Origin of the sequence: Streptomyces cucumeris, assembly GCF_024295805.1 — a bacterium.
GTDB classification, from domain to species: Bacteria; Actinomycetota; Actinomycetes; order Streptomycetales; family Streptomycetaceae; genus Streptomyces; species Streptomyces cucumeris.
The window spans coordinates 181,068-200,188 of sequence record NZ_JANCLX010000010.1; the positions used below are offsets into that span (position 1 = coordinate 181,068).

The 19,121-nt window shown below is 73.7% G+C and carries 15 protein-coding genes; 5 read left to right on the forward strand and 10 right to left on the reverse strand.

What is annotated here, in order from left to right:
- Positions 1–3: 3 nt before the first annotated feature.
- Positions 4–3,726 carry a lipopolysaccharide biosynthesis protein gene (locus NMK44_RS17700; RefSeq protein ID WP_254744106.1) on the forward strand — a complete coding sequence of 1,241 codons (3,723 nt, stop codon included), beginning with the start codon at positions 4–6 and terminating at the stop codon, positions 3,724–3,726.
- A gap of 23 nt (positions 3,727–3,749) precedes the next feature.
- Here NMK44_RS17700 and NMK44_RS17705 read toward each other — a convergent pair whose 3' ends face one another.
- Entirely contained in the window at positions 3,750–5,063 is a 1,314-nt protein-coding gene (locus NMK44_RS17705) for a xylan 1,4-beta-xylosidase (protein WP_254744266.1), read from the reverse strand.
- A gap of 156 nt (positions 5,064–5,219) precedes the next feature.
- Between NMK44_RS17705 and NMK44_RS17710 the strand changes: the two genes are divergently transcribed.
- Together NMK44_RS17710 and NMK44_RS17715 are read left to right on the forward strand one after the other, a co-directional pair.
- Positions 5,220–6,398 carry a DUF5925 domain-containing protein gene (locus NMK44_RS17710; protein WP_374215285.1) on the forward strand — a complete coding sequence of 393 codons (1,179 nt, stop codon included), beginning with the start codon at positions 5,220–5,222 and terminating at the stop codon, positions 6,396–6,398.
- A gap of 206 nt (positions 6,399–6,604) precedes the next feature.
- Positions 6,605–7,474: a peptidoglycan-binding domain-containing protein gene (locus NMK44_RS17715; RefSeq protein ID WP_254744108.1), complete on the forward strand. Its 870-nt coding sequence runs from the start codon at positions 6,605–6,607 to the stop codon at positions 7,472–7,474.
- A gap of 13 nt (positions 7,475–7,487) precedes the next feature.
- Here the strand turns inward: NMK44_RS17715 and ddaH are convergent, their stop codons facing one another.
- Entirely contained in the window at positions 7,488–8,264 is a 777-nt protein-coding gene (gene ddaH, locus NMK44_RS17720) for a dimethylargininase (RefSeq protein ID WP_254744110.1), read from the reverse strand.
- A gap of 62 nt (positions 8,265–8,326) precedes the next feature.
- A complete protein-coding gene (locus NMK44_RS17725; protein ID WP_254744112.1) occupies positions 8,327–8,704 on the reverse strand; it encodes a GntR family transcriptional regulator in 378 nt (125 codons plus the stop codon).
- Between the two features lie 136 nt (positions 8,705–8,840).
- Between NMK44_RS17725 and NMK44_RS17730 the strand changes: the two genes are divergently transcribed.
- Entirely contained in the window at positions 8,841–9,770 is a 930-nt protein-coding gene (locus tag NMK44_RS17730) for a GNAT family N-acetyltransferase (RefSeq protein ID WP_254744114.1), read from the forward strand.
- Here NMK44_RS17730 and NMK44_RS17735 read toward each other — a convergent pair.
- A complete protein-coding gene (locus NMK44_RS17735) occupies positions 9,746–10,909 on the reverse strand; it encodes a methyltransferase domain-containing protein (RefSeq protein ID WP_254744116.1) in 1,164 nt (387 codons plus the stop codon). The two genes, NMK44_RS17730 and NMK44_RS17735, sit on opposite strands and share 25 nt — an antisense overlap.
- A 37-nt stretch (positions 10,910–10,946) precedes the next feature.
- Positions 10,947–11,696, reverse strand: coding sequence for an SAM-dependent methyltransferase (locus NMK44_RS17740; RefSeq protein ID WP_254744118.1), 750 nt, complete (start codon positions 11,694–11,696; stop codon positions 10,947–10,949).
- Between the two features lie 212 nt (positions 11,697–11,908).
- Here NMK44_RS17740 and NMK44_RS17745 point away from each other — a divergent pair, with 212 nt between their 5' ends.
- Complete coding sequence (locus NMK44_RS17745) at positions 11,909–12,442, forward strand: MmyB family transcriptional regulator (RefSeq protein ID WP_254744120.1); 534 nt, start codon at positions 11,909–11,911, stop codon at positions 12,440–12,442.
- Positions 12,443–12,491: 49 nt separating this feature from the next.
- Here NMK44_RS17745 and NMK44_RS17750 read toward each other — a convergent pair whose 3' ends face one another.
- The 5 genes from NMK44_RS17750 to NMK44_RS17770 form a co-directional block, all read right to left on the reverse strand.
- On the reverse strand, positions 12,492–12,791 hold the full coding sequence (locus NMK44_RS17750; protein ID WP_254744122.1) for a DUF6506 family protein: 300 nt from the start codon (positions 12,789–12,791) through the stop codon (positions 12,492–12,494).
- 95 nt (positions 12,792–12,886) lie between these two features.
- Positions 12,887–14,074, reverse strand: a complete 1,188-nt coding sequence (locus tag NMK44_RS17755; RefSeq protein WP_254744124.1) for a type III PLP-dependent enzyme — start codon at positions 14,072–14,074, stop codon at positions 12,887–12,889.
- Positions 14,071–15,810 (reverse strand): IucA/IucC family protein, encoded by a 1,740-nt coding sequence (locus NMK44_RS17760; RefSeq protein ID WP_254744126.1) that lies wholly within the window; start codon positions 15,808–15,810, stop codon positions 14,071–14,073. Before NMK44_RS17760 ends, NMK44_RS17755 begins: the two co-directional genes overlap by 4 nt.
- A 152-nt stretch (positions 15,811–15,962) precedes the next feature.
- The gene (locus tag NMK44_RS17765; protein WP_254744128.1) at positions 15,963–17,816 is read right to left on the reverse strand and encodes an IucA/IucC family protein; all 1,854 of its coding nucleotides are present in this window, start codon (positions 17,814–17,816) and stop codon (positions 15,963–15,965) included.
- Positions 17,813–19,102 carry an ATP-grasp domain-containing protein gene (locus NMK44_RS17770; protein WP_254744130.1) on the reverse strand — a complete coding sequence of 430 codons (1,290 nt, stop codon included), beginning with the start codon at positions 19,100–19,102 and terminating at the stop codon, positions 17,813–17,815. The genes NMK44_RS17765 and NMK44_RS17770 overlap by 4 nt, the downstream gene beginning before the upstream one ends.
- Between the last annotated feature and the right edge of the window lie 19 nt (positions 19,103–19,121).

Sequence of the window (19,121 nt, forward strand, 5' to 3'; positions counted from 1 at the left end):
CCCGTGTCCGACACGACCACCCGGGCCGAGGAGCGGGGGACGGCCGCCGAGGCTCCCGCCGCCCCGCGGGGGACGCGCGACCAGCTCTTCCGCAACGCCTACGCGCTGATGCTCAACACGGGCATCTCGGCCGTCCTCGGCCTCGGCTTCTGGCTGGCGGCGGCCCGCTACTACGCGGAGGACGCGGTCGGCCAGGGGTCGGCGGCCATCGCCGCGATGAAGCTCGTCGCGGGGCTGACCGCGGTGACCCTGACCGGTGCGCTGGCCCGGTTCATCCCGGTCGCGGGGCGGACCACCGGGCGGCTGGTCCTCACCACGTACACGGTGAGTTCGGCGGTGGTCGCGGTCGCGGCGGTGGTCTTCCTGCTGACGCTCAACGCCTGGGGGCCGTCGTACCGCTTCCTGCACGGCCCGCTGCACGGGCTCGGTTTCATCGCGGCGGTGGTCGCCTGGTCGCTGCTGACCCTCCAGGACGGGGTACTGACCGGGCTGCGCAGCGCGTTCTGGGTGCCGGTGGGCAACGCGGTGTTCTCGGCGGCGAAGCTGCTGCTGCTCATCGCGCTGGCCGCGGCGATCCCGACGGCCGGGGTGTTCGTGTCCTGGGTCGCCGCCATCGCGGTGTCCGTACTGCCGCTGGGCTGGCTGGTCTTCCGCCGTCTGGTGCCCCGTCATACGCGGACGACCAAGGACACCGCGCGTCCGGCGTCGCTGCGGGAGATGGGGCGTTTCCTCGCCGGGGACTGCACCGGCTCGCTGTTCTCGCTGGCCGTGGTCTACGCGGTGCCGGTCATCGTGGCCTCGCAGGTGAGCGCGGAGGACAACGCGTACTTCTACATCACCACCATCATCGGCGGCACCACCAATCTGCTGGCCATCAACATGGGCGCCTCGCTGACCGTGGAGGGCGCGCACGACCCGGCCCGGCTCGCGGAGAACTGCCGGGCCGCGCTGCGCCGGATGGCCCGGATCATGATCCCGGTCTGCCTGGTGCTGTTCGTCTTCGCCCCGCAGATCCTGGGGGTGTTCGGGGACGGTTACGCGGACGCCGCCGCGCCGCTGCTGCGGTGGTTCGCGGTGGGGGCGGCGCTGCGCGTGGTCATCGAGGTGTACTTCGCGGTGCTGCGGGCGCAGAGCCGTACCTCAGGACTCGCCTATCTCCAGGGCCTGTTGTGCGTACTGGTGCTGGGGCTCACCTTGCTGCTGCTGCCGCGGATGGGGCTGACCGGGGCGGGGGTCGCGGAGATCTCCAGCCTGGCGGTCATCGCGGGGATCGCGGCGGTGCGGCTCCGCCGGGTGGTCACCGCCGCGCCCGCGGCCCCGGCCGCCCCGGGCCCGGCCGCCGAGACGGCCACCGCGCCCGACGGCGATCTGGCCGACCTGGCCGTGCGGGGCGACCGCGGCGGCAGGCGGATCCTCGGCGGGCACGACGAGCCCTACGGCACCCGCTGGGCGCTGCGCGCCGCACTGGACACCGACACCCTCGCCCTCGGGGTGCGGACGGACCTCGACCACCCCGAGCGGCGCCCGGACACCCGCCGGGGTCCGGACGGCGACCCGGCGGAGCGGGGCGCGGACGCGACGGCGCACCGGAACCCCGTTCCCGTCCGGGGCCCGGCCGGGAACGCCTCGCAGGCCAGCAGCGGTTCGGGCGGGACGGGCCCGGGGGGCGCACCGCTGCCGGCCCATGCGAGCGGCTCGCCCCTGCCGGCCGAGGCCGGAACAGCCGGGGGTGTCCGCCGCGCGCGGACCGCCGGGGCGCTGCTGTGGGGGCTGCTGATCGCCGCGCTGGCCCTCTACTGGCTGCCGCTGACCGGTATGGGCGACGCCGAACTGGACGCGATGGGGGGGCTCGGCCTGGTGTCGGTGCTGCCTCCCGCGACCCTCGCCGGGGCCGCGCTGCTCGTCGCCGTCTTCGCGGGCGGACTGTGGCTGGAGCGGCCGCACCGGGCGCTGCTGACCGTCACCCTGCTGGCCACCGTGGTCTCACTGCACGCGGTGCCCGCCGTACTGGAGGCGCAGCCGCGGTTCCCGACCGCCTGGCAGCACCTGGGGTTCATGGACTACATCGGGCGTACCGGGGACGCGGTGCCCGATCTGGACGCGCGCTGGAGCTGGCCCGGTTTCTTCGCGGGCGCCCAGTTCCTGGCGGGCGCCTGTGGGGTGACGGACTTCGGTGAACTGCTGCGCTGGTGGCCGACGCTGATCCAGTTGCTCTACCTGGCACCGCTGATGGTGCTGATGCGGGCGGTGCGCGGGAGCTGGCGGGCGAAGTGGACGGCGGTCTGGCTGTTCGCCCTGAGCGGCTGGGTGGGCCAGGACTACTTCTCCCCGCAGGGCTTCACCTATCTCTTCTACCTGGTCTTCGTGGCCGTTCTGCTGGTGTGGTTCCGTGAGCCCCGGGTGCTGCGCGGCAGGCTGCGGCCGGGTGAGACCGAGGTGGCCGGGGCCTCCCCAGGGCAGCGGGTGGCGCTGCTGGGGCTGTTGCTGGTGCTGTTCACGGCGTCGGTGGCGGCCCATCAGCTGACGCCGTTCGTGATGCTCGGCGTGGTCGGCGCGCTGGTGCTGCTGCGCCGCTCCGAGCTGTACGGACTGCCGCTGCTGTGCGGGGTCATGGTGGTGGTCTGGGTGGGGTGGCTCGCCGAACCGTACTGGTCGGGCCATTTCGACGAGCTCTTCGGCGGGATGGGCGGGGTGGGCGGCAATGTCTCGTCCTCCGTCTCCGGCCGGATCGAGGGCGGCAGCAGTGTGCACAAACTGGTCCTCTACACCCGGGTGGCGCTGGCCGGCGGGGTGCTGGCCTTCGCCTGCTGGGGGGTGCTGCGGCGGCGGTGGGCGGGGTTCGCGGAGCGTTCGCTGCTGGTGCTGACCTTCGTACCGTTCCTGGGTTTCGGGATGCAGTCGTACGGCGGGGAGATGGCGCTGCGGGTCTTCCTGTTCGCGCTGCCGGGTGCCTGCGCCCTGGCCGCGCTGGGGCTGTTCCCCCGGCTGCGGGACCGGGGGCGGCTCGGTCCGCTGGCGGCCCTGCTGGCGGGGCTGACCCTGATGTCCGGCTTCCTGGTGGCCCGCTGGGGCAATGAGACCTTCGAGCGGGTGCGGCCGGGCGAGGTCGCGGCGATGGAGTACCTCTACGCCCATGACCGCCCGACGGTACGGGTGCTGTGGATGAGCAACGACACCGTCAACAACGTCACCCCGGCCATGCCGTGGGGTGAGCGGGACATGGAGCGGGTCGACTACGTCCCCACCCTGGCCCCGCTCGATCCGTCCCGGGTCGACTCCCTGGTCCGGGCGCTGCGGGAGGCCGGTCCGCGGTCGTATCTGATGCTGGGCCGCGGTCAGTCGGTCTATCTCCATATGGACTCGGGCTACCCCGCGGACTGGCAGCGGCGGCTGGCGCGCTCCCTCGACGGCCGCCCCGAACTGCGCCGGGTGCTGTCCAACGAGGACACCTCGCTGTACGAGCTGAAGCGGCCACCGCGCGGAGCGGTGGCCGAGCCCGCGCCGGGCCCGGCCGGGCCACTGATCACCTGGACGCCGTGGTCGGTGCTGGGGGCGCTGGCGGCGGTGGCACTTCTGGTGCTGCTGGCCGCGCGGGAGGTGGTGCGGGTGGGGGTGGAGCCGAGCGTCCGGCGGCTGCGCTGGATGCAGGGTTCGTTCTGGTTCGCGCTGCCGCTGCTGGGCGTGGTGCTGGCGTCCCTGGTGCAGCGGTTCCTGACGATGTCATGACCTCATGGCTCCAGGCCCGGCGCCTACCGCTTCAGCCAGCGCACCCCGTACCCGCCGAGGTCGAACGAGCGCCCGTCCACCCTGGCCTTCACCGGGCGGTCACGGGTGTTGACCACCAGCACGGCGTGGTCGTCGGCGAGGACCTGGAGCTTCTCCCGGCCGTCGGCGGCGATGTCGACCGTGCGGAAGGCGGTGCCGGGCGGGAACTCCCTGGCGAACCGGCCCAGCAGCTTCAGCATCGGCAGCGGGGTGCCGCCGTCGGCCAGTTCGGTGCTGCGCCACAGACAGCCGGGGCAGCCCGAGCCGCGCCGCTGGGGGTTCCAGTAGAAGGCGGTCCCGGCGCCGCCGTCGGCCAGCCGCATCAGCGCGGTGGCCTGCACCGCGATACGGCGCCGCTCGCTCCAGCCGTCCCGCCGGTCGCCGGCTCCGGCCGGTTCGACGTACCACTCGGCCCACCACACCGGCAGTCCGGTGGTCTCCCGCAGCCAGCGGGTGACATCGGTGAACTTCTCCGTGGCGCGGAAAGCGTCCGGGATCAGCCGGTCGCCCTCACGGGTGTAGCTGGAGCCGTCCACCACCACGAAGTCGGCACCGGCCTTGTGCCGGTTCCAGTACCGGATCGCGGCCACCGACCGGGGGTCGAGGCTGCCCCACACCCCTCGCACCTCGGCCGGACCTTCGGAGTCCCCGGGCGGATCGCTGTCGGCGACCACATACGGGCCGCCGACCAGGTTCTTCGCGTTCCGCTTCTTCAGCTCGCGGTAGACCAGGTTGTACAGCCGGGTGTAGCCCTCGTAGTTCCAGCGCCGCTTGGACTCGTCGTAGAAACCCTTGAACTCGTTCCAGACGATGAAGTGCCGGACGTCCGGATAGCGTGCGGCGACCTTTCCGGCCAGCTTGGCGAAGTCCTTGTAGTGGGCGGGGCTCGGCGCGGTCTCCAGCGACTTCTGCGACCAGTCGGTGCGGCCCGGGGAGCCGCCCTTCATCCAGTCGGGGGCGCAGCACAGGGTGAGCACGGGCTCGGTGCCGGTGCGGCGCATCAGGGCGACCCGCCGGTCGAGGTCGGCGAAGTCATAGCGGCCGGGCGACGGCTCGGGGTTGCCCGCGCCCCAGCCCATGAGGTGCTGGTTCTGCGGCATCCGGCGGTCGGAGAGGGTCTTCTCGGCCGTCCGTACGCCCCGCGCGGTGCCCTGGTCCGCGCTGTACTGGGTATGGGTGAATCCCCAGCCGAGGCCCGGCGCGGCGGATCTGTCGTCGGCCGACGCCGTCCCGCGCGGTGTCTCTCCCCCGCCCGGCCAGCCGGTGCAGGTGGTCAGCAGGACGGTCAGCACCGCCATGCCGACAGCGAGCAGCGTGCCGGTCCGCCGCCGCCTCGCACCCGATAATCCGGCCCGTTCCTTACCTTGACGTCCCACAAAGGGTAAGAGTATCCGTGAACGCCCCCATTCCGGTGGGGTTCTTCGGAACCGTTCGCCAAACGGCCACAAACCCCGGTGCGTGGACGCCCCTCGTGCTGGATCATGGGGCGGGTGCGCCTGACCGACGCACCGACCCGCGTCTCCAGGAGGCAGACCCTGCCCACGACACCCGCCGAACAGTCCCTTCCGATCCGGCTGAACGTCGATGACAGCGATTCGCCGTCGGATGTCGTCGACGCGCTCTTCCTCGGGCGCTTCGCCACCGGTGAGCAGCCGTACGCCCGCAGCCACTCCGTGGACCGCGTGAAGTCCGGGGTGACGCTGCTGCCGCCCTCGGCCACCGTGCTGCGCGCGGCCCGTGACGACGACCGCAGCGCGACGCTCGCCGAGGGCGAGGGCTGGACGCTGCTGGTGTCCCGGTGGAACCGGGGCGCGGACGTGACCGTGACCGCCGTGGACGACGCGCTCGCCGAGAAGGTGCTGCGACAGGCGGTCGACGGCGCGGAGGACGAGCCGGAGCCCCAGCCGGAGAACGTGGCGATGGGCTTCTGGTACGTCTCGCCGCGGCGCGGTCCGCACCGCACCACCCGGCAGATCTCCGCCGGGACCTGGGAGGAGATCCGCGGCAACTACACCGCGCCGGTCGCCGAGGCGATGGACGGGCTGATGAAGGTCACCCCGGATGACATCGCCGGGCGGCTCCTGCTGCTGCACGGCCCGCCCGGCACCGGCAAGACCTCGGCACTGCGCACCCTGGCCCGCTCCTGGCGGGACTGGTGCCAGGTGGACTGCGTCCTGGACCCGGAGCGGCTGTTCACCGACGTCGGCTATCTGATGGACATCGCGATCGGCGAGGACGACGGCTCGGCCAAGGGCCGCTGGCGGCTGCTGCTGCTGGAGGACTGCGACGAGCTGATCCGCGGCGAGGCCAAGCACACCGCGGGCCAGGCGCTGTCCCGGCTGCTGAACCTGACGGACGGTCTGCTCGGCCAGGGGCGGAACGTCCTGGTCGGAGTGACCACCAACGAGGATCTGGAACGGCTGCACCCGGCCGTGGTCCGGCCCGGCCGCTGTCTGGCCCGGATCGAGGTCGGCAAGCTGACCCGCCCGGAGGCGGTCGGCTGGCTCGGCACCGAGGAAGGGGTCGGCCGGGACGGCGCCACCCTGGCCGAGCTGTTCGCGCTGCGCCGCGGCACCCGGCCCGCGTCGGTACCGGTCCAGCCGGGTGACGCGGACGCGGGGCTGTATCTGTGAGCCGGGGACGGGGTTCACGGAGGTGAATTTGTCATCTCCGTGAGCATCGTCAGGGCCCATATGACGTGGCCGATAATGTTCTTGTGACGATCAGCGTCCACCAGGCGGCACGACATGGTCACGCCATCCGAAAAGCTGCATAATCACCGGCAGCTCCACAGGAAGGCGGCCGACCGTTGGATAATGCAACACCGGAGCCGGAGGGGATGCGGGATCTCGACTCACTCCGGGTCCCGCCTTATGTCAAAGCGCCCTCCAGCGATGAGCACGATCCGGCCATACGGACTTGGGGCGGTCCCACCGCCATCGTCTATGAATGCTCCTGCGGCCGCGACCACGCCCAGGACAAGCACGGGGACGGGGCGTTCGTCCACGGGGAAGACCCTGTGGACGGCGAGAAGACCGGTGACGAGGAGGCGGCCCCGGCCCGGCGGCCCGTATGGCGGCAGCACCCCGGCGCGCTGATCACCGCGGCCGCCGTTGGCGCCCTGCTCGGCGTCATCGCCTTCGCGGGCGGGATGTTCGCCGGGGACGGCGGCGGCGAGGACCGCGCGGCGCCGCCCGCCGGGCACCACAGCCCCACGGCCGGAGTCACCCCGAGCAGCCCGGCCCCCTCCGCGTCGTCCCCCTCGGCCTCCCCCTCCCCCTCCCGGAGCAAGGGTTCGCCGTCCCCTTCGCACCGGCCCGCCGAGCCCCCGAAACCCTCGAAGAAACCGTCGTCCAGCCCGCCCGCCACCCCGTCGGCCAGTGCCTCGCCGGAGCCGCCCGCACCACCCGCGGCCGCCGGACCGGCGACCCTGCGGCGTGGCGACAGCGGCTCCGAGGTGGCCGACCTCCAGTGCCGGCTGGCGCAGGTCGGGTACTACGAGGGCGAGGAGGACGGCGACTTCGACGGGCGCGTCGAGGACGCCGTGGCCGACTTCCAGTCCGAGCAGGACATCGACGGCGACCACTCCCCGGGCGTCTACGGCCCGATCACCCGCAAGGCGTTGGAGGACCGGACCGTCCCGCGCAGCGAATTCGACAACGACGGTGACGGTGACGGCGGGGACTACGGCGGGGGCTACGGCTACTGAGATCCGGTGCCGTTCAGCCGTACAGCTCGCGCAGCCGTACGGACAGGCAGGTCACACAGCCCTCCATCTTCTCGAACTCGCTGATGTCCACCGGGACCGGCTGGTAGCCGAGATCGGCGAAGAGCTCGGCGCTGCGCGGTGCGCTCTTCGCCATCAGCAGCCGTCCGCCGCCCAGCAGCACCACATGGGCACCGGACTCCTCGGGGACGGGCAGGAAGCGGGGGAACGCGGCGGGGTCGTCGACCAGCAGCGGATAGCCGATGACGGTCCCGTCGGGCAGGGCGGTGACCGCCGACTTCAGATGCAGCACCCGGCTGACGGGGACGGCCACCACCCGGGCGCCCAGCGGTTCGAAGACCGCGCGCAACTGCCGTACGCCCTCGCCGTCGGTACGGCCGCCGCGCCCCACGTAGAGGGTGTCGCCGATCTTGAGGATGTCACCGCCGTCCAGCGTTCCCGGCTCCCGGATCCGGTTGAGCGAGAGGCCGAGGGCGGTCACGGTCTCCTCGGCGGCGGCCGTCTCCGGCCTGCGGGACCCGGCGCCGGGGCGGGCGATCAGCGCCACGTTCCGGTGGACGACCATGGTGTCCTCGATGAACACCCCGTCCGGGCAGTCGTCGAGCGGGGGCACCTCCACCGTCTCCCAGCCGTGGGCGCGCAAGGCCGCGACGTAGTCCTCCCACTGCCGCAGGGCGAGCTCCGGATCGACGGGCTTGCGGTCGATATGGGTGACCAGTCCGTCGGCGAGGCGGGGACTGGGGCGTCGGACGAGGGCTTTCCGGCTGGCCATGGGGGGACTCCTGGTCGGGAACGGGGACGGATGGGGCGGTGACGCGGTACGGATGTGGGAGCTCAGGAGGCGTCGTAGACGGCGCGCAGCGCGTCCTCGACGGCGGCGCGCGCGTCCGCGCGGTCCAGGCCGAGGCGGAGCGCCCGCTCGGCGTAGGTCCGGGCGGCCTCGGCAGCCTGGCGCCGGGCCGCGTCGCCCGCCGCCGCCACGAAGGAGCCGTGCCGGCCGCGGGTCTCGATCACACCGTCGGCCTCCAGCGCCCGGTACGCCTTGGCGACCGTGTTCGCCGCGAGCCCCAGCTCATCGGCGAAACCGCGCACGGTGGGCAGTTTGTAGCCCACGGGCAGCGCGCCGGACCGGGCCTGGTCGGCGATCTGGGCGCGGAGCTGCTCGAAGGGGGCGGTCGCCGCGTCCGGGTCGACGGTGATCTGCAAGGCCACGCGGGGCTCCTCGGCATGTGATGGGTGCGGGCGGCAGGACGTGTCCTGCCCATTGTCCGATGTCGTGGTGTGACGTCACACCGGTGTCCGGAAAACGGGGGGCACCGCGGGCGGGGACACCGTAGCCTGCGACACCATGACCATGATCGTGCGCGAGTTCCGTCCCGCCGACGCGGAGGCCGTGGCAGCGGCGCGCCGTTCCGCCTTCCCCTATCTGGTGACCACCGCGTCCACCGTGGCGTGGGAGGTGGCGAGCTCCCCGACGGACCGTCAGTACCGGCTGCTGGTCGCCGAGGCGGACGGTGAGGTGGTGGGCTCGTCCGAGATCGGTGTCTTCCACGACAGCGAGGAGCCCGGACTCGCCTTCGCCAACACCTCGGTGCGCTCGGACTTCCTGGGCAGGGGCGCGGGTTCGGCCCTGGTGACCGCCGCGGAGGAGCGGCTCGCCGGGCTGGGGGCCGCCAAGGTCTTCGCCTGGACCGTGGAGGCCCCGCACGCGGTGACGTTCGCCGAACGCCGGGGCTACCGGCGCGGCCGGTCCTCCCGGGTCCAGCGGCTCGACCTCACCACGGCCGCGCTGCCGCCGCTGGCCCCGGACGGGCTGCCGGAGGGCGTGGCACTGCGCACGGCGGCGGACTTCGCCGGGGATCCGCGTCCGCTGTACGAGGCGGACGCGGAGTGCACCGAGGACGAGCCGGGGGACGTGGCCGCCGGACGGCTGCCGTACGACCAGTGGATCGCCCTGGTCTGGGAGCACCCCGCGCTGGACCGCGAACTGACCACGGTGGCCGTGGTGGACGGGGCGGTCGCCGCGTACAGCGTGGCGCACACCGACGGTCGGGGCCGCTACTGGTCGGGGATGACCGGTACGCCGCGCGCCTTCCGGGGCCGGGGGCTGGCAAAGCTGGCCAAGCACGACGCGCTGCACCGCGCCCGCGCGGCCGGCTGCCGTGAGGCGTTCACCGGGAACGACGGCGACAACCAGCCGATGCTGGCGATCAACAAGTGGTTCGGCTACGCGCCCGCCGTCACCGAGTGGCGCTATGTCCGGGAGCTGGCGGCCTGATCCGGAGGTGACACCGGCAGGGGGACGAGCCGGTCGGGGCCCGCGGGATCGAACCCGATGCTGTCGCCCGGCTCGTGCCAGTGCAGTACGAACCGCTCCCCCGCCCGGTACGCTTCAAGACCCGCGCGGCAGTAGGCCACCATGTCGTCCGGCAGGGCGTCCAGCGGGAACCAGCCGAGCTCCGAGCACTTGTCCGGCTCCCGGTTGACCGGCTGATGACCGCCGCCCGGCCCGGTCTCCGCGTCCGCCTCGAAGAACCAGCCGGTGCGGGCCGTGCCCGTGGGCGACTTGTGCTGCATGACCAGTGCGACCCGCACCTCGCCGGGTGCGAGGACGACCCCGGTCTCCTCCTCGGCCTCGCGGATCAGGGCGGCCCGTACGTCCTCGCCGTCCTCGACATGGCCGGACGGGGCGTGCAGCAGCCCGTCGGCGTAGCCGGTGCCGGAGCGGCGGCCGAGCAGGACCTCCCCGCCCCGGCGCAGGATCAGATGGACGTCGACGATCTCGCTGTGCCGTGCGGTGCGGGCGAGGTCGGCCACCAGGACATAGCGCTCGTCGTGCACCTCCCGGCCCCACAGCGCCGCTTCTGGCCCGAGCTGCTCCAGCCGAGTGCGGGCCGCCAACGGCGCGACCATCCGCGTCAGTTCTGCCGAGGTCAGTCCGACCGGATCGGACTCCCCCCAGCGCCCTTCGACCAGCACCAGCCGGCCGCCCGGCCGCAGCAGCCGCGCCCAGCGGCGGAGCACCGCCGCGGGCTCCGGCAGCAGCCACAGCAGATGGCGCACCAGGAGCACATCGAAGGCCCGCTCCGCCACCGGGGGCGCCGCCGCGTCCCCGGTGAGCACGGTGGCGCCGGTCCCGGCCAGTTTGGCGCGGGCGCGCTCGGCCATGGGCGCCGACCGGTCGACTCCGGTCACCCGGTGGCCGTCCTCGGTCAGCAGCAGCGCCAGACTGCCCGTACCGCAGCCGAGGTCGAGTACGTCGAGCGGCTCGCCGGGCGGCCGCCCGGGCAGCCAGTCGCGCAGCCGCGCGGCCCAGGCGGCTCTGACGTCCGGATCGCGCAGCCCGTGGTCCGGCTCGTCGTCGAAGTCCGCCGCGGCGGAGTCCCAGTAGGCGGTGGTGGTGTCCTCGGCTCCCATACCGCGATGCTGCCAGCCGCCGCTGACAGCGGCGCGGTCACGGGGCCGTCGTCGGCCGCAGCAGCAGGGTGACGAAGCCGAGGGTGCCGCGATAGCCCTTCAGCCAGGCGTCCCGGTGCTCGGCGGCGGCGGCGCGGGCCGGCTCGGCGCCGGGGTCCCCGGGGTGGTCCAGTGCCCACCGCTCCAGCGCACCGGTCCAGTTCCACTCGTAGTCGTCCCACTCCTGGAGGGTGCTGACGTGGCCGAAGACCGGTGTCCAGCCGTCGGCCACCACGCGGTCCACGGTGGTCGCCAGGTCGGCGAAGTCCTCCGGTACGGCGTCCAGCGCCTCCAGCGCCGCGGCCCCCGGCTCGCGCTCCCAGAAGGCGTCACCGATCAGGACCCGGCCGCCGGGGGCGAGATGGTCCCGGGCCGCGGCGAGCGTGGCCGGCAGACCGCCGAAGGCGTGGGTGGCACCGACGCTGAGGACGGTGTCGAACCGGTGCGGGGCGCGGAACGCGGCGGCATCGCCCTCGTGCAGCACCAGCCGGTCCGCGACGCCGATTTCCTCCGCGGCGGCGCGCCCCAGCTCCAGGGCGGCGCCGTCGGTGTCGACACCCTCGGCCACCGCCCCCGGCCGCAGCGCCAGCGCGCGCCGCAGCCAGGTGGCCTGTCCGCAGCCGAGGTCCAGCACTCGCGCCCGGTCGGCGACGGCCCGCTCCAGCAGCCGTTCGACCGTCGGGTCGGCGAGCGGTGCGGCGATGGGGTGGTCGGCGTGCGCGAGCCGGGAGATCTGTCGTCGGTCCATCCGCGCAGCCTGGCACCCCGCCCCGGCGGGCGCATCCGGATTTCCGGGCATCGCCCGATGAGATCCGCCGGGCCTAGTCCGCGGCGGCATACGGCCGGTCCCTCCGGCTGACTCCGGGCGAGCGCATCCATCTGCACCGGCTCACCAAGGGGGCCGAGGGCGGCGTCAGCTGCAACGGCGGCACACCGCCGGGCCATACGGTGCGACCCACGGTGCGAGCGCTGCTCGACCGGCTGGAGCCCGCCCCCGCCGTACTGCTCAACCGGCTGAGCGAGGCCCTCGCCTGGACGGACGGCTACGAACGGCTGGCCCGGCCCATCGGGCTGCTGGACGGCTGCGACGGCGGCCCGCCCAACCTCACGCACTTCGTCTTCGCCGACAGCCGGGCGCGCACCGCCTTCCCCGACTGGGACCGGGTCGCCGACGACCAGGTCGCGGCCCTCAAGCAGGGCCCGTTCCGCGCGGACCGGCATATCGCCGCGCTCGCCGACCAGTTGACCATCACCGCCGGGGCCGCCTTCGCCGAGCGGGTACGGACCCTCCCCGGCCTGCCGCGCCCCAACGGTGTGGTGCGCCTGGTCCATCCCGAGGTGGGCGAACTGCGCCTGGCCTTCGAGACGCTGGAGCTGCCCGCCGATGACGAGCAGCTCCTGGTTGTCCACCTCCCCGCCGACGAGGCGGCGTCCGCCGCGCTCGACCGGCTGACCGGACGGCGGTCGGGCGCGTTGCGCGCGGTCTCCGGCTGAGCGGTGGCGGAAGCCTCTCCCCTCTTCGGAATGAAGGAGGCGGCACAGGTCAGGAGAAAATCGCGTGTACCTGATCGACCGCTTCGGGCCCGTAGCCCACCACGCCCACGGGGACCGCGCCGTCGATCGCCTCGATGACACGCCCGGCCCATACCGGCCCGAACCCCCCGCACAGCTCGATCAGTTGCACACCTTCGCCGACCAGGCGGCGCGCGACCTCGATACCCTCCTCGGGCTTCTCCACCCCGACGAGCACCGTGCGGCATGTACCGGTGTCCACGACGCTGACATCGCCGCCTGCCGCGCTGCCGTCCGCCGTGTAGATGAATCCCCAGTGCGTGAGCGCCATACGAATCGACCTCCTGTGATCGCCAGAGTCACCAGCCAAGCAGGACCGGGGCGGGCATGCACCGGGAACCGAGCCCGAGAGAGCGGGGTCACCGGTCAGCCGCCCAGGTAGTGGAAGCCCGGCCTCGGGTGCATCAGGAAGTCATGGTGCGAGATGTTCCAGGCGTAGGCACCGGCGAGGGCGAACGCGATCCGGTCGCCCACCCGGAGTGCGTCCACCGGGACCCGGCGGGCCAGGACGTCCTTGGGGGTGCACAGTTGGCCGACCAACGTGACCGGCTCCCCCGTCATGGCCGGGCGTGACCACGGGTGGTCCCACCGGTCCTCGGGCAGCACCCGGAAGGGCTGGTCGTGCGCTTTGGTGGCCGGGGTGCGCAGGTGGTGGGTGCCGCCGCGCAGCACCGCGAACGCCTCTCCGCCGCTGTGCTTGAGGTCCAGCACCTCGGTGACGTACCAGCCGCAGTAGACCGTCAGCGCGCGCCCGGGTTCGATCCGCAGGGTCAGTCCGGGGTTCCGGTCGGCGACGGCGGCCAGGCCCTCGCCGTAGGCCGTCCAGTCGAAGCGGACCTCGGGGCGGGTGTAGTCGACAGCCATCCCGCCGCCGACGTCGACCTCGGTGAGCGCGAGGCCGTGCCGGTCGGACAGCTCCCGCGCCCAGTCGGTGATCCGCCCGGCCAGCGCGACCTGGGCGGGGGCGTCGAGTCCGCTGGCGAGGTGGGCGTGGATCCCGCGCAGCCGCAGCGGCCCGCCGGGGCCGAAGTGGCCGAGGCAGTCCTCGATACGGTCGGGGTCGAGGCCGAAGGGGCTGGGGCGGCCGCCCATGGCCAGCGCGGCACCGCCCAGCTCCCCGTCGTCCACGGGCAGGTTGACACGGAGCAGGACGTCGGCGGTGTGGCCGCCGGCCGCGGCGGTCGCGGCCAGCAGCCGCAGTTCATGCTCGCTCTCGACGTGGAAGCGCTCCACGCCCAGCTTCAGGGCGCGCCGCAGCTCGGTCGCGGTCTTGCCCGGTCCGCCGAAGGCCAGCGGCCATCCGGGCACGGCGTCGCGGACATGCTCCAGTTCACCGCCGGAGGCCACCTCGTAGCCGGTGACGTAGGGGGCGAGGGCGGTCAGGACGCGCGGCGCGGGGTTGGCCTTGGCGGCGTAGTACAGCTCGACGGCGGGCGGCAGCGCCTCCCGTACGGCGCGGGCGTGGTCGGCGAGCGCCGTGAGGTCGTAGACGTAGGCGGGCAGGTCGTCCCCACCGAGGTCGGTGGCGCGGTCGATGACGGACGGGGTGATCATCGGCTGCTCCCGGGCGAGATGACGTGGGCCGCTTCGGACAGCAGCGCGGAGGCGAGCGGACTGGCGATACGGACGTAGCCCGCCTCGCGGTCGGCCTTGCGGGCCCAGCGGGTGAGGAGGTTGGCCTTGGCGGGCAGCGGGACGCCCGCGACCAGGGCACGCAGCGGGGGCGGGTCGTCATGGGCGGCGGAGCGTTCGCACAGCACCCGGCGGACCGCCGACCACAACGCGGGTTCCAGCCGGGGGTGGCGGTCGGCGAGCGCGGCGACCATCTCGGCCACGTGGTTGACCAGCAGGCAGTACACCACCCGGTCCCAGCCGCGTTCACGTCCGTAGCTCATGGGGCGGGCGACGGCGGCGGGCAGCGCGGCGAGCGCGGCGGCATGGGGTCCGGGCAGCAGCTTGGTCCCCTCCAGGTCGCGGAAGAGCACCTGTCGCGGGGTGCCGGAGGCGTCGACGCCGATGACCACGTTCTGGAGGTGGGGTTCCAGGACCACGCCGTGGTCGAAGTAGGCGGCCAGCACGGGCGGGACGAGCAGCTCGAGGTACGCCTGCCACCAGGCCAGTGCATGGTCCGGCCCGGCCCCGGCGAGCAGCCGGGAGACCTGGGCGCCGCCGGTCGGGTACTCGTCGGCGACGGCCGCCGCCAGCAGCCCGGTCAGCCCCGGCCGCAGCCGGGCGGCAAGACCCTCCCGGACGATCACGCCGAAGCCCTCGGTGAGTTCGCGGTGGCCGAGGTCGAGGGTGCGGTAGGCGGGCTCGCGCAGGATGTCGGCGCCGGGGAAGCGGGCGGCGAGGTCGGCGGCGACCGGCTCCAGCAGCCGGGTCAGCGCGACGGCACCGGACAGCTCGTAGTCGGCGTTCTTGCGCAGGCAGTTGGTGATCCGCACGTTCAGGCTGAACTTGAGGAAGTCCCGGCCGTCGTAGAGGGTGCGGACCGACGCGGTCGGCGCGAAGTCCCGTCCGCCGGGCCCGAGGTCGAGTACGTCGCCGCGGCCCAGCGCCGCCCGCAGCGCCCGGTGGTCGCGCAGCATGGCGTACTGCCAGGGGTGGGCGGGCAGCAGCCGGTAGCCGTCGGGCACCGGCCGATGCCGGTCGAGGGCGGCCAGGGCCCCGGGGACGGCGGACTCCTCCCGGACGAACTCCTCGCGTACGGCGAGGTGGTGCAGCGGGAAGCGGGCCCCGGCCTCGGGGGCGAACCGCGACCAGGCGTCGGCGCTTCCGGTGCGGGCCTTGGGGGTGGGGTGGAAGCGGTGGCCGAAGAACAGCGACTGCTCGGAGGCCAGATAGGCGTCGTCCGCGGCGCGCCCGGTGGCCTTGCCCCGCTCCTCCAGGGCCGCGGTCATCCCGGCGTGGCTGGAGGCGACCTGGTCGAGGAACTCGTCGTTGCGCACACCGGTGCGCAGATGGAGCTCCCGGTGGATGCGCTCGGCGAGACCGTGCCAGGTGACCTCCGTCCAGGTGCCGTCGCGCTGTTCGCTGACCGGTCCGGTGAACCGGTGCGCCCCGATGAGGGAGGTACGGCGCAGTCCGACGCTCAGCAGCGCCCCGCAGCGGGGCAGCCGCAGCCGCAGCCGTCCGTCGGCGACGACGGTCTGGTGCTCCGGGCCGGACACCTCGCGGAGCAGGCAGTTCAGGAGGGTGTGGGCGGCCACCTCATCGGCGGAGGCCACGGCGGTGGCGGCGCCGCCGGGAGCAGACGTGGAGGAGGCGGACGGGGAGGAGGGTGAGGGCATCGGGCGGCTCCAGCGGGTGCGGAGGGGGGTGGCGGGAGGCGTGGTGGACGGGGAACGGTACGAGGGTCCGGTGGGTCGGGTGAGCCGGGAGGGTCCGGTGGGTCCGGTGGGTCCGGCGGGTCCGGTGGGTAAACCGCCCGGCGGCTCGGTGGTCATCCGCCGCTCCCCCGCGGCAGCAGGTAATTGGGCCCGGTGACGTAGTGCTTGTTGATGTCGGCGGCGCCGGTGCGCTCCTTGGGCAGCAGCGTGCCCGCCGTGACCATCGCCTTGACCGGGAGTCGTGGCGCGTCCAGCAGCCGGGCCCGCAGCAGATCCGCCGTGGCGCCCGGCCGGGTCCCGGCCATCCGGTCCACGGCCTCGGTGAGCCGGTGGCGCAGCCGCCCCAGCAGATCGTCCAGGGGTGCCCGGCCGAGCGCGGCAAGCTCGAACGCCGGGGCGGCCGCGCACAGATGGACGGTGATGGTGGTGAACACATCGGTCACCGGCACATCGCCGCCGGTCAGGATTCTGCGGTCGTCGAACCCGCACAGATCGGCCGCCTCGCCCCCGCCCATCATCGCGGCGAGCCGTATCGCGTGGACGCGCGGACCGTCGTGGTCCTTGATCAGCAGCCGGAGGCGGGTGCCGGTGCGGGCGCCCGGGGGGCCGTCCTCGAACACCAGGGAGGTGTTCTGCTGGTGGGACTCGAGCGCGACGCCGTGGGCGAAGAGGGTGGTGTGGAAGTCGAACAGCAGCCGGTAGTAGGCGTCGAGCAGGGCATGGAGGTCGCCGCCGTAATAGCGGTCGGCGAGCGCGTCCACCACCAGCCCGCCGTCCGGTGTACGGGCGAGCAGCCCGGCCAGCGGCACGATCCGGGTGTGTTCCAGACCGGGCGGATAGTGGCGCACCAGGGTCGCCAGCAGCTCGTGCCCGGCGTGCAGATGGGTGGTCTCATCGGCGAGCAGCACGGTGTCGGTGAACCGCGGCTCCCGCGTGATCACCGCCTCCACCAGCCGCTGGGCGACCTCGCCGTCGGTCAGGGTGCCGGGTTTGACGGTCCGCCGGTTGCGCAGCCCCAGGGTGGCGGTGGTGAGCGGCAGTTTGAGGTGGACCAGGGGGTCGTCGGCGACGGCGACGGTCCGCATCGAGAGCGTCGGCACGACGTCGAGGTACGCGCGCTCGGCCAGCCGGGCGGAGCCGTCGAGCCCGGTCTCCCGCAGCGCGTCGGCCAGCGGACGGCCGACGGTGAGCGGATGAACGGGAACGGCCAGATGCGTACGGTCCAGACCGCGCGCCAGCCCGAGCCCGGCCGGGGTGGGCCACCACCCCGGCAGCCGGGCGGGATCCCCGGTGACCGCCTCCCGGGGCAGGGCGATCCAGCGCAGCGGGAACGTGGGGTGGAATTCGGGCGCGTGGGCGCGTAACGCGGACTCGTCGAAGCCGGAGCGGGCGCGGCCGGTCGGATAGACGGGGTGGTCACGGAAGGCGGCGAGCGTCTCGTATGCGAGCGCCCCGGTCATCCCGGTCCAGCCGGGGCCCGGCGCGGGCGGCAGGGGGCCGTGGCGGGTGGTCAGCCGGTCGAGGACGGCGGGGCGGACGCGGTCGTGCAACAGCGCGGTGTCCAGCGCCTGCCGGCACTCGCCGACGAACGCGTCATAGCCCGCCCGGTCCTCGGCCGGGACCACGCCTCGCAACACCCCGAGGACCGCGTCGAGCCCGGTGACGGCCTCGGCGCCGGGCACGTCCGCCGCGTCCGGCGGGGGTGCGGACGCCGGCCGGACCTCCAGCCGGACCGGGCGGCGGGCACGGATCTCGCACTGGAAACCGTCCTCCTCCACCGGCAGCAGCACGTACTCCCCTCCCTCCAGCGCGATCCGCAGCCAGTCGCCCCCGTCCGCGCGGCGTACGGCGCGGGCGCGGGTGCGCAGCCGGTACGCGTCCTCGCGGAGCAGGGTGTCCACCACCCGCCCCAGGAGTTCCTCCTCGGCGCCCTCGGAGGTCCCGGACGTCCCGGTCACCCCGCTCATGACGCGATCTCCCATCGGTGGGCGGCCAGGAACTCCGCCACGGCGGCGTCGATCAGCCCCTGGTCGGTGCCGGTCGCCCGCAGGACGCCGAGGAAGTCGCGGTTGGTGCGGTGGAGCGGGTGTTCCTCGCCGATGTCACGCAGGGGACGGTAGTCCAGCCGTACGCCGGTGCGCTCGCTCACGGTCGCCGCCGGGGCGGAGACCAGCCGTCCGGGGCGGTCCGCCACGACGTATTCCAGCCGGGCCCGGCCGTCGGTCCGCGCGCCGAGGTCGTCCGGCAGCGGCTCGCCGAGGTGCGTGCGGAGGACGTGTTCGAAGAGCGGGACGCCGAGGAGGTCGGCGAGCACCAGGTCGCACTGGTCGCCGATGGCCCGGTAGTTGACCTCGATCAGCCGGGCCCGGTCCCCCTGGACGACGTATTCGGTGTGGCAGATGCCGAAGCCGACACCGAGCGCGCGCAGTTGGGCGATCACCTGGCCGGTGTGCGGTTCGGGCTGCGGGGCGGGCAGCAGGCTCAGCCGTTCCTCGATGAAGTGCGGGGGCGGGGAGAGTTCGGTCCGGAACCCGCCGAGGACGTGCAGGGTGCGGCCGTCACCGAGGGTTTCGAGGGTGCGGAGTTCACCGTCGAGGAACTCCTCGACCACCAGCGCCGCCCCGGGCCGCCGGGTCCGGATGGCGCGGCACCGTTCGACCAGTTCGGCCGCGTCCGCGACCAGGACGACGTCCTCGCTGGCCACGCCCTCGCGCGGTTTGACCACACAGGGGTAGGGGGCGTCGAGCCCGGCGAGGTCGGACGGGTCCTGTCCGGTGCCGAGTTCGGTGGACCAGACGGCGTCGGCACCGGCCGCGGCCAGGGCGCGGCGCAGCTCGGCCTTGTTCTTGGTGCGCAGCGCGGCGCGCCAGTCCTTGCCGGGGAGGGCGAAGTACTCGGCGGCGAGGGCGGCCTGGGCCTGGAGGTGGTCACTGTTGGTGAAGACCGCCCGGGGCCGCCGCCCGGTGGCGGCGACCCGGCTGATGACCTCGCGGAAGTCCCGTACGTCGCAGTGCTCGACGGCGAGTTCGGGCAGGGGCGTGGTCCCGGCCGCGCGGACGCGCGCGTAGGCGCGTTCATGCGCCTCGGGCTGATCGGTGAGCAGGGTGACCGCGAGCCCCAGTCTCGCCGCCGCCGGGAGGAAACCCTCGGTGACGGAGTCGGTGGGGTTGACGGCGAGGAGGTGGAGCCGGTCGGACCGCCGGGCAGGGGTGGAGGAAGGCCGTGACGCCGCCTCGGGATCATGCTCGTTCACGGCCCGAGATTAGGTTAGG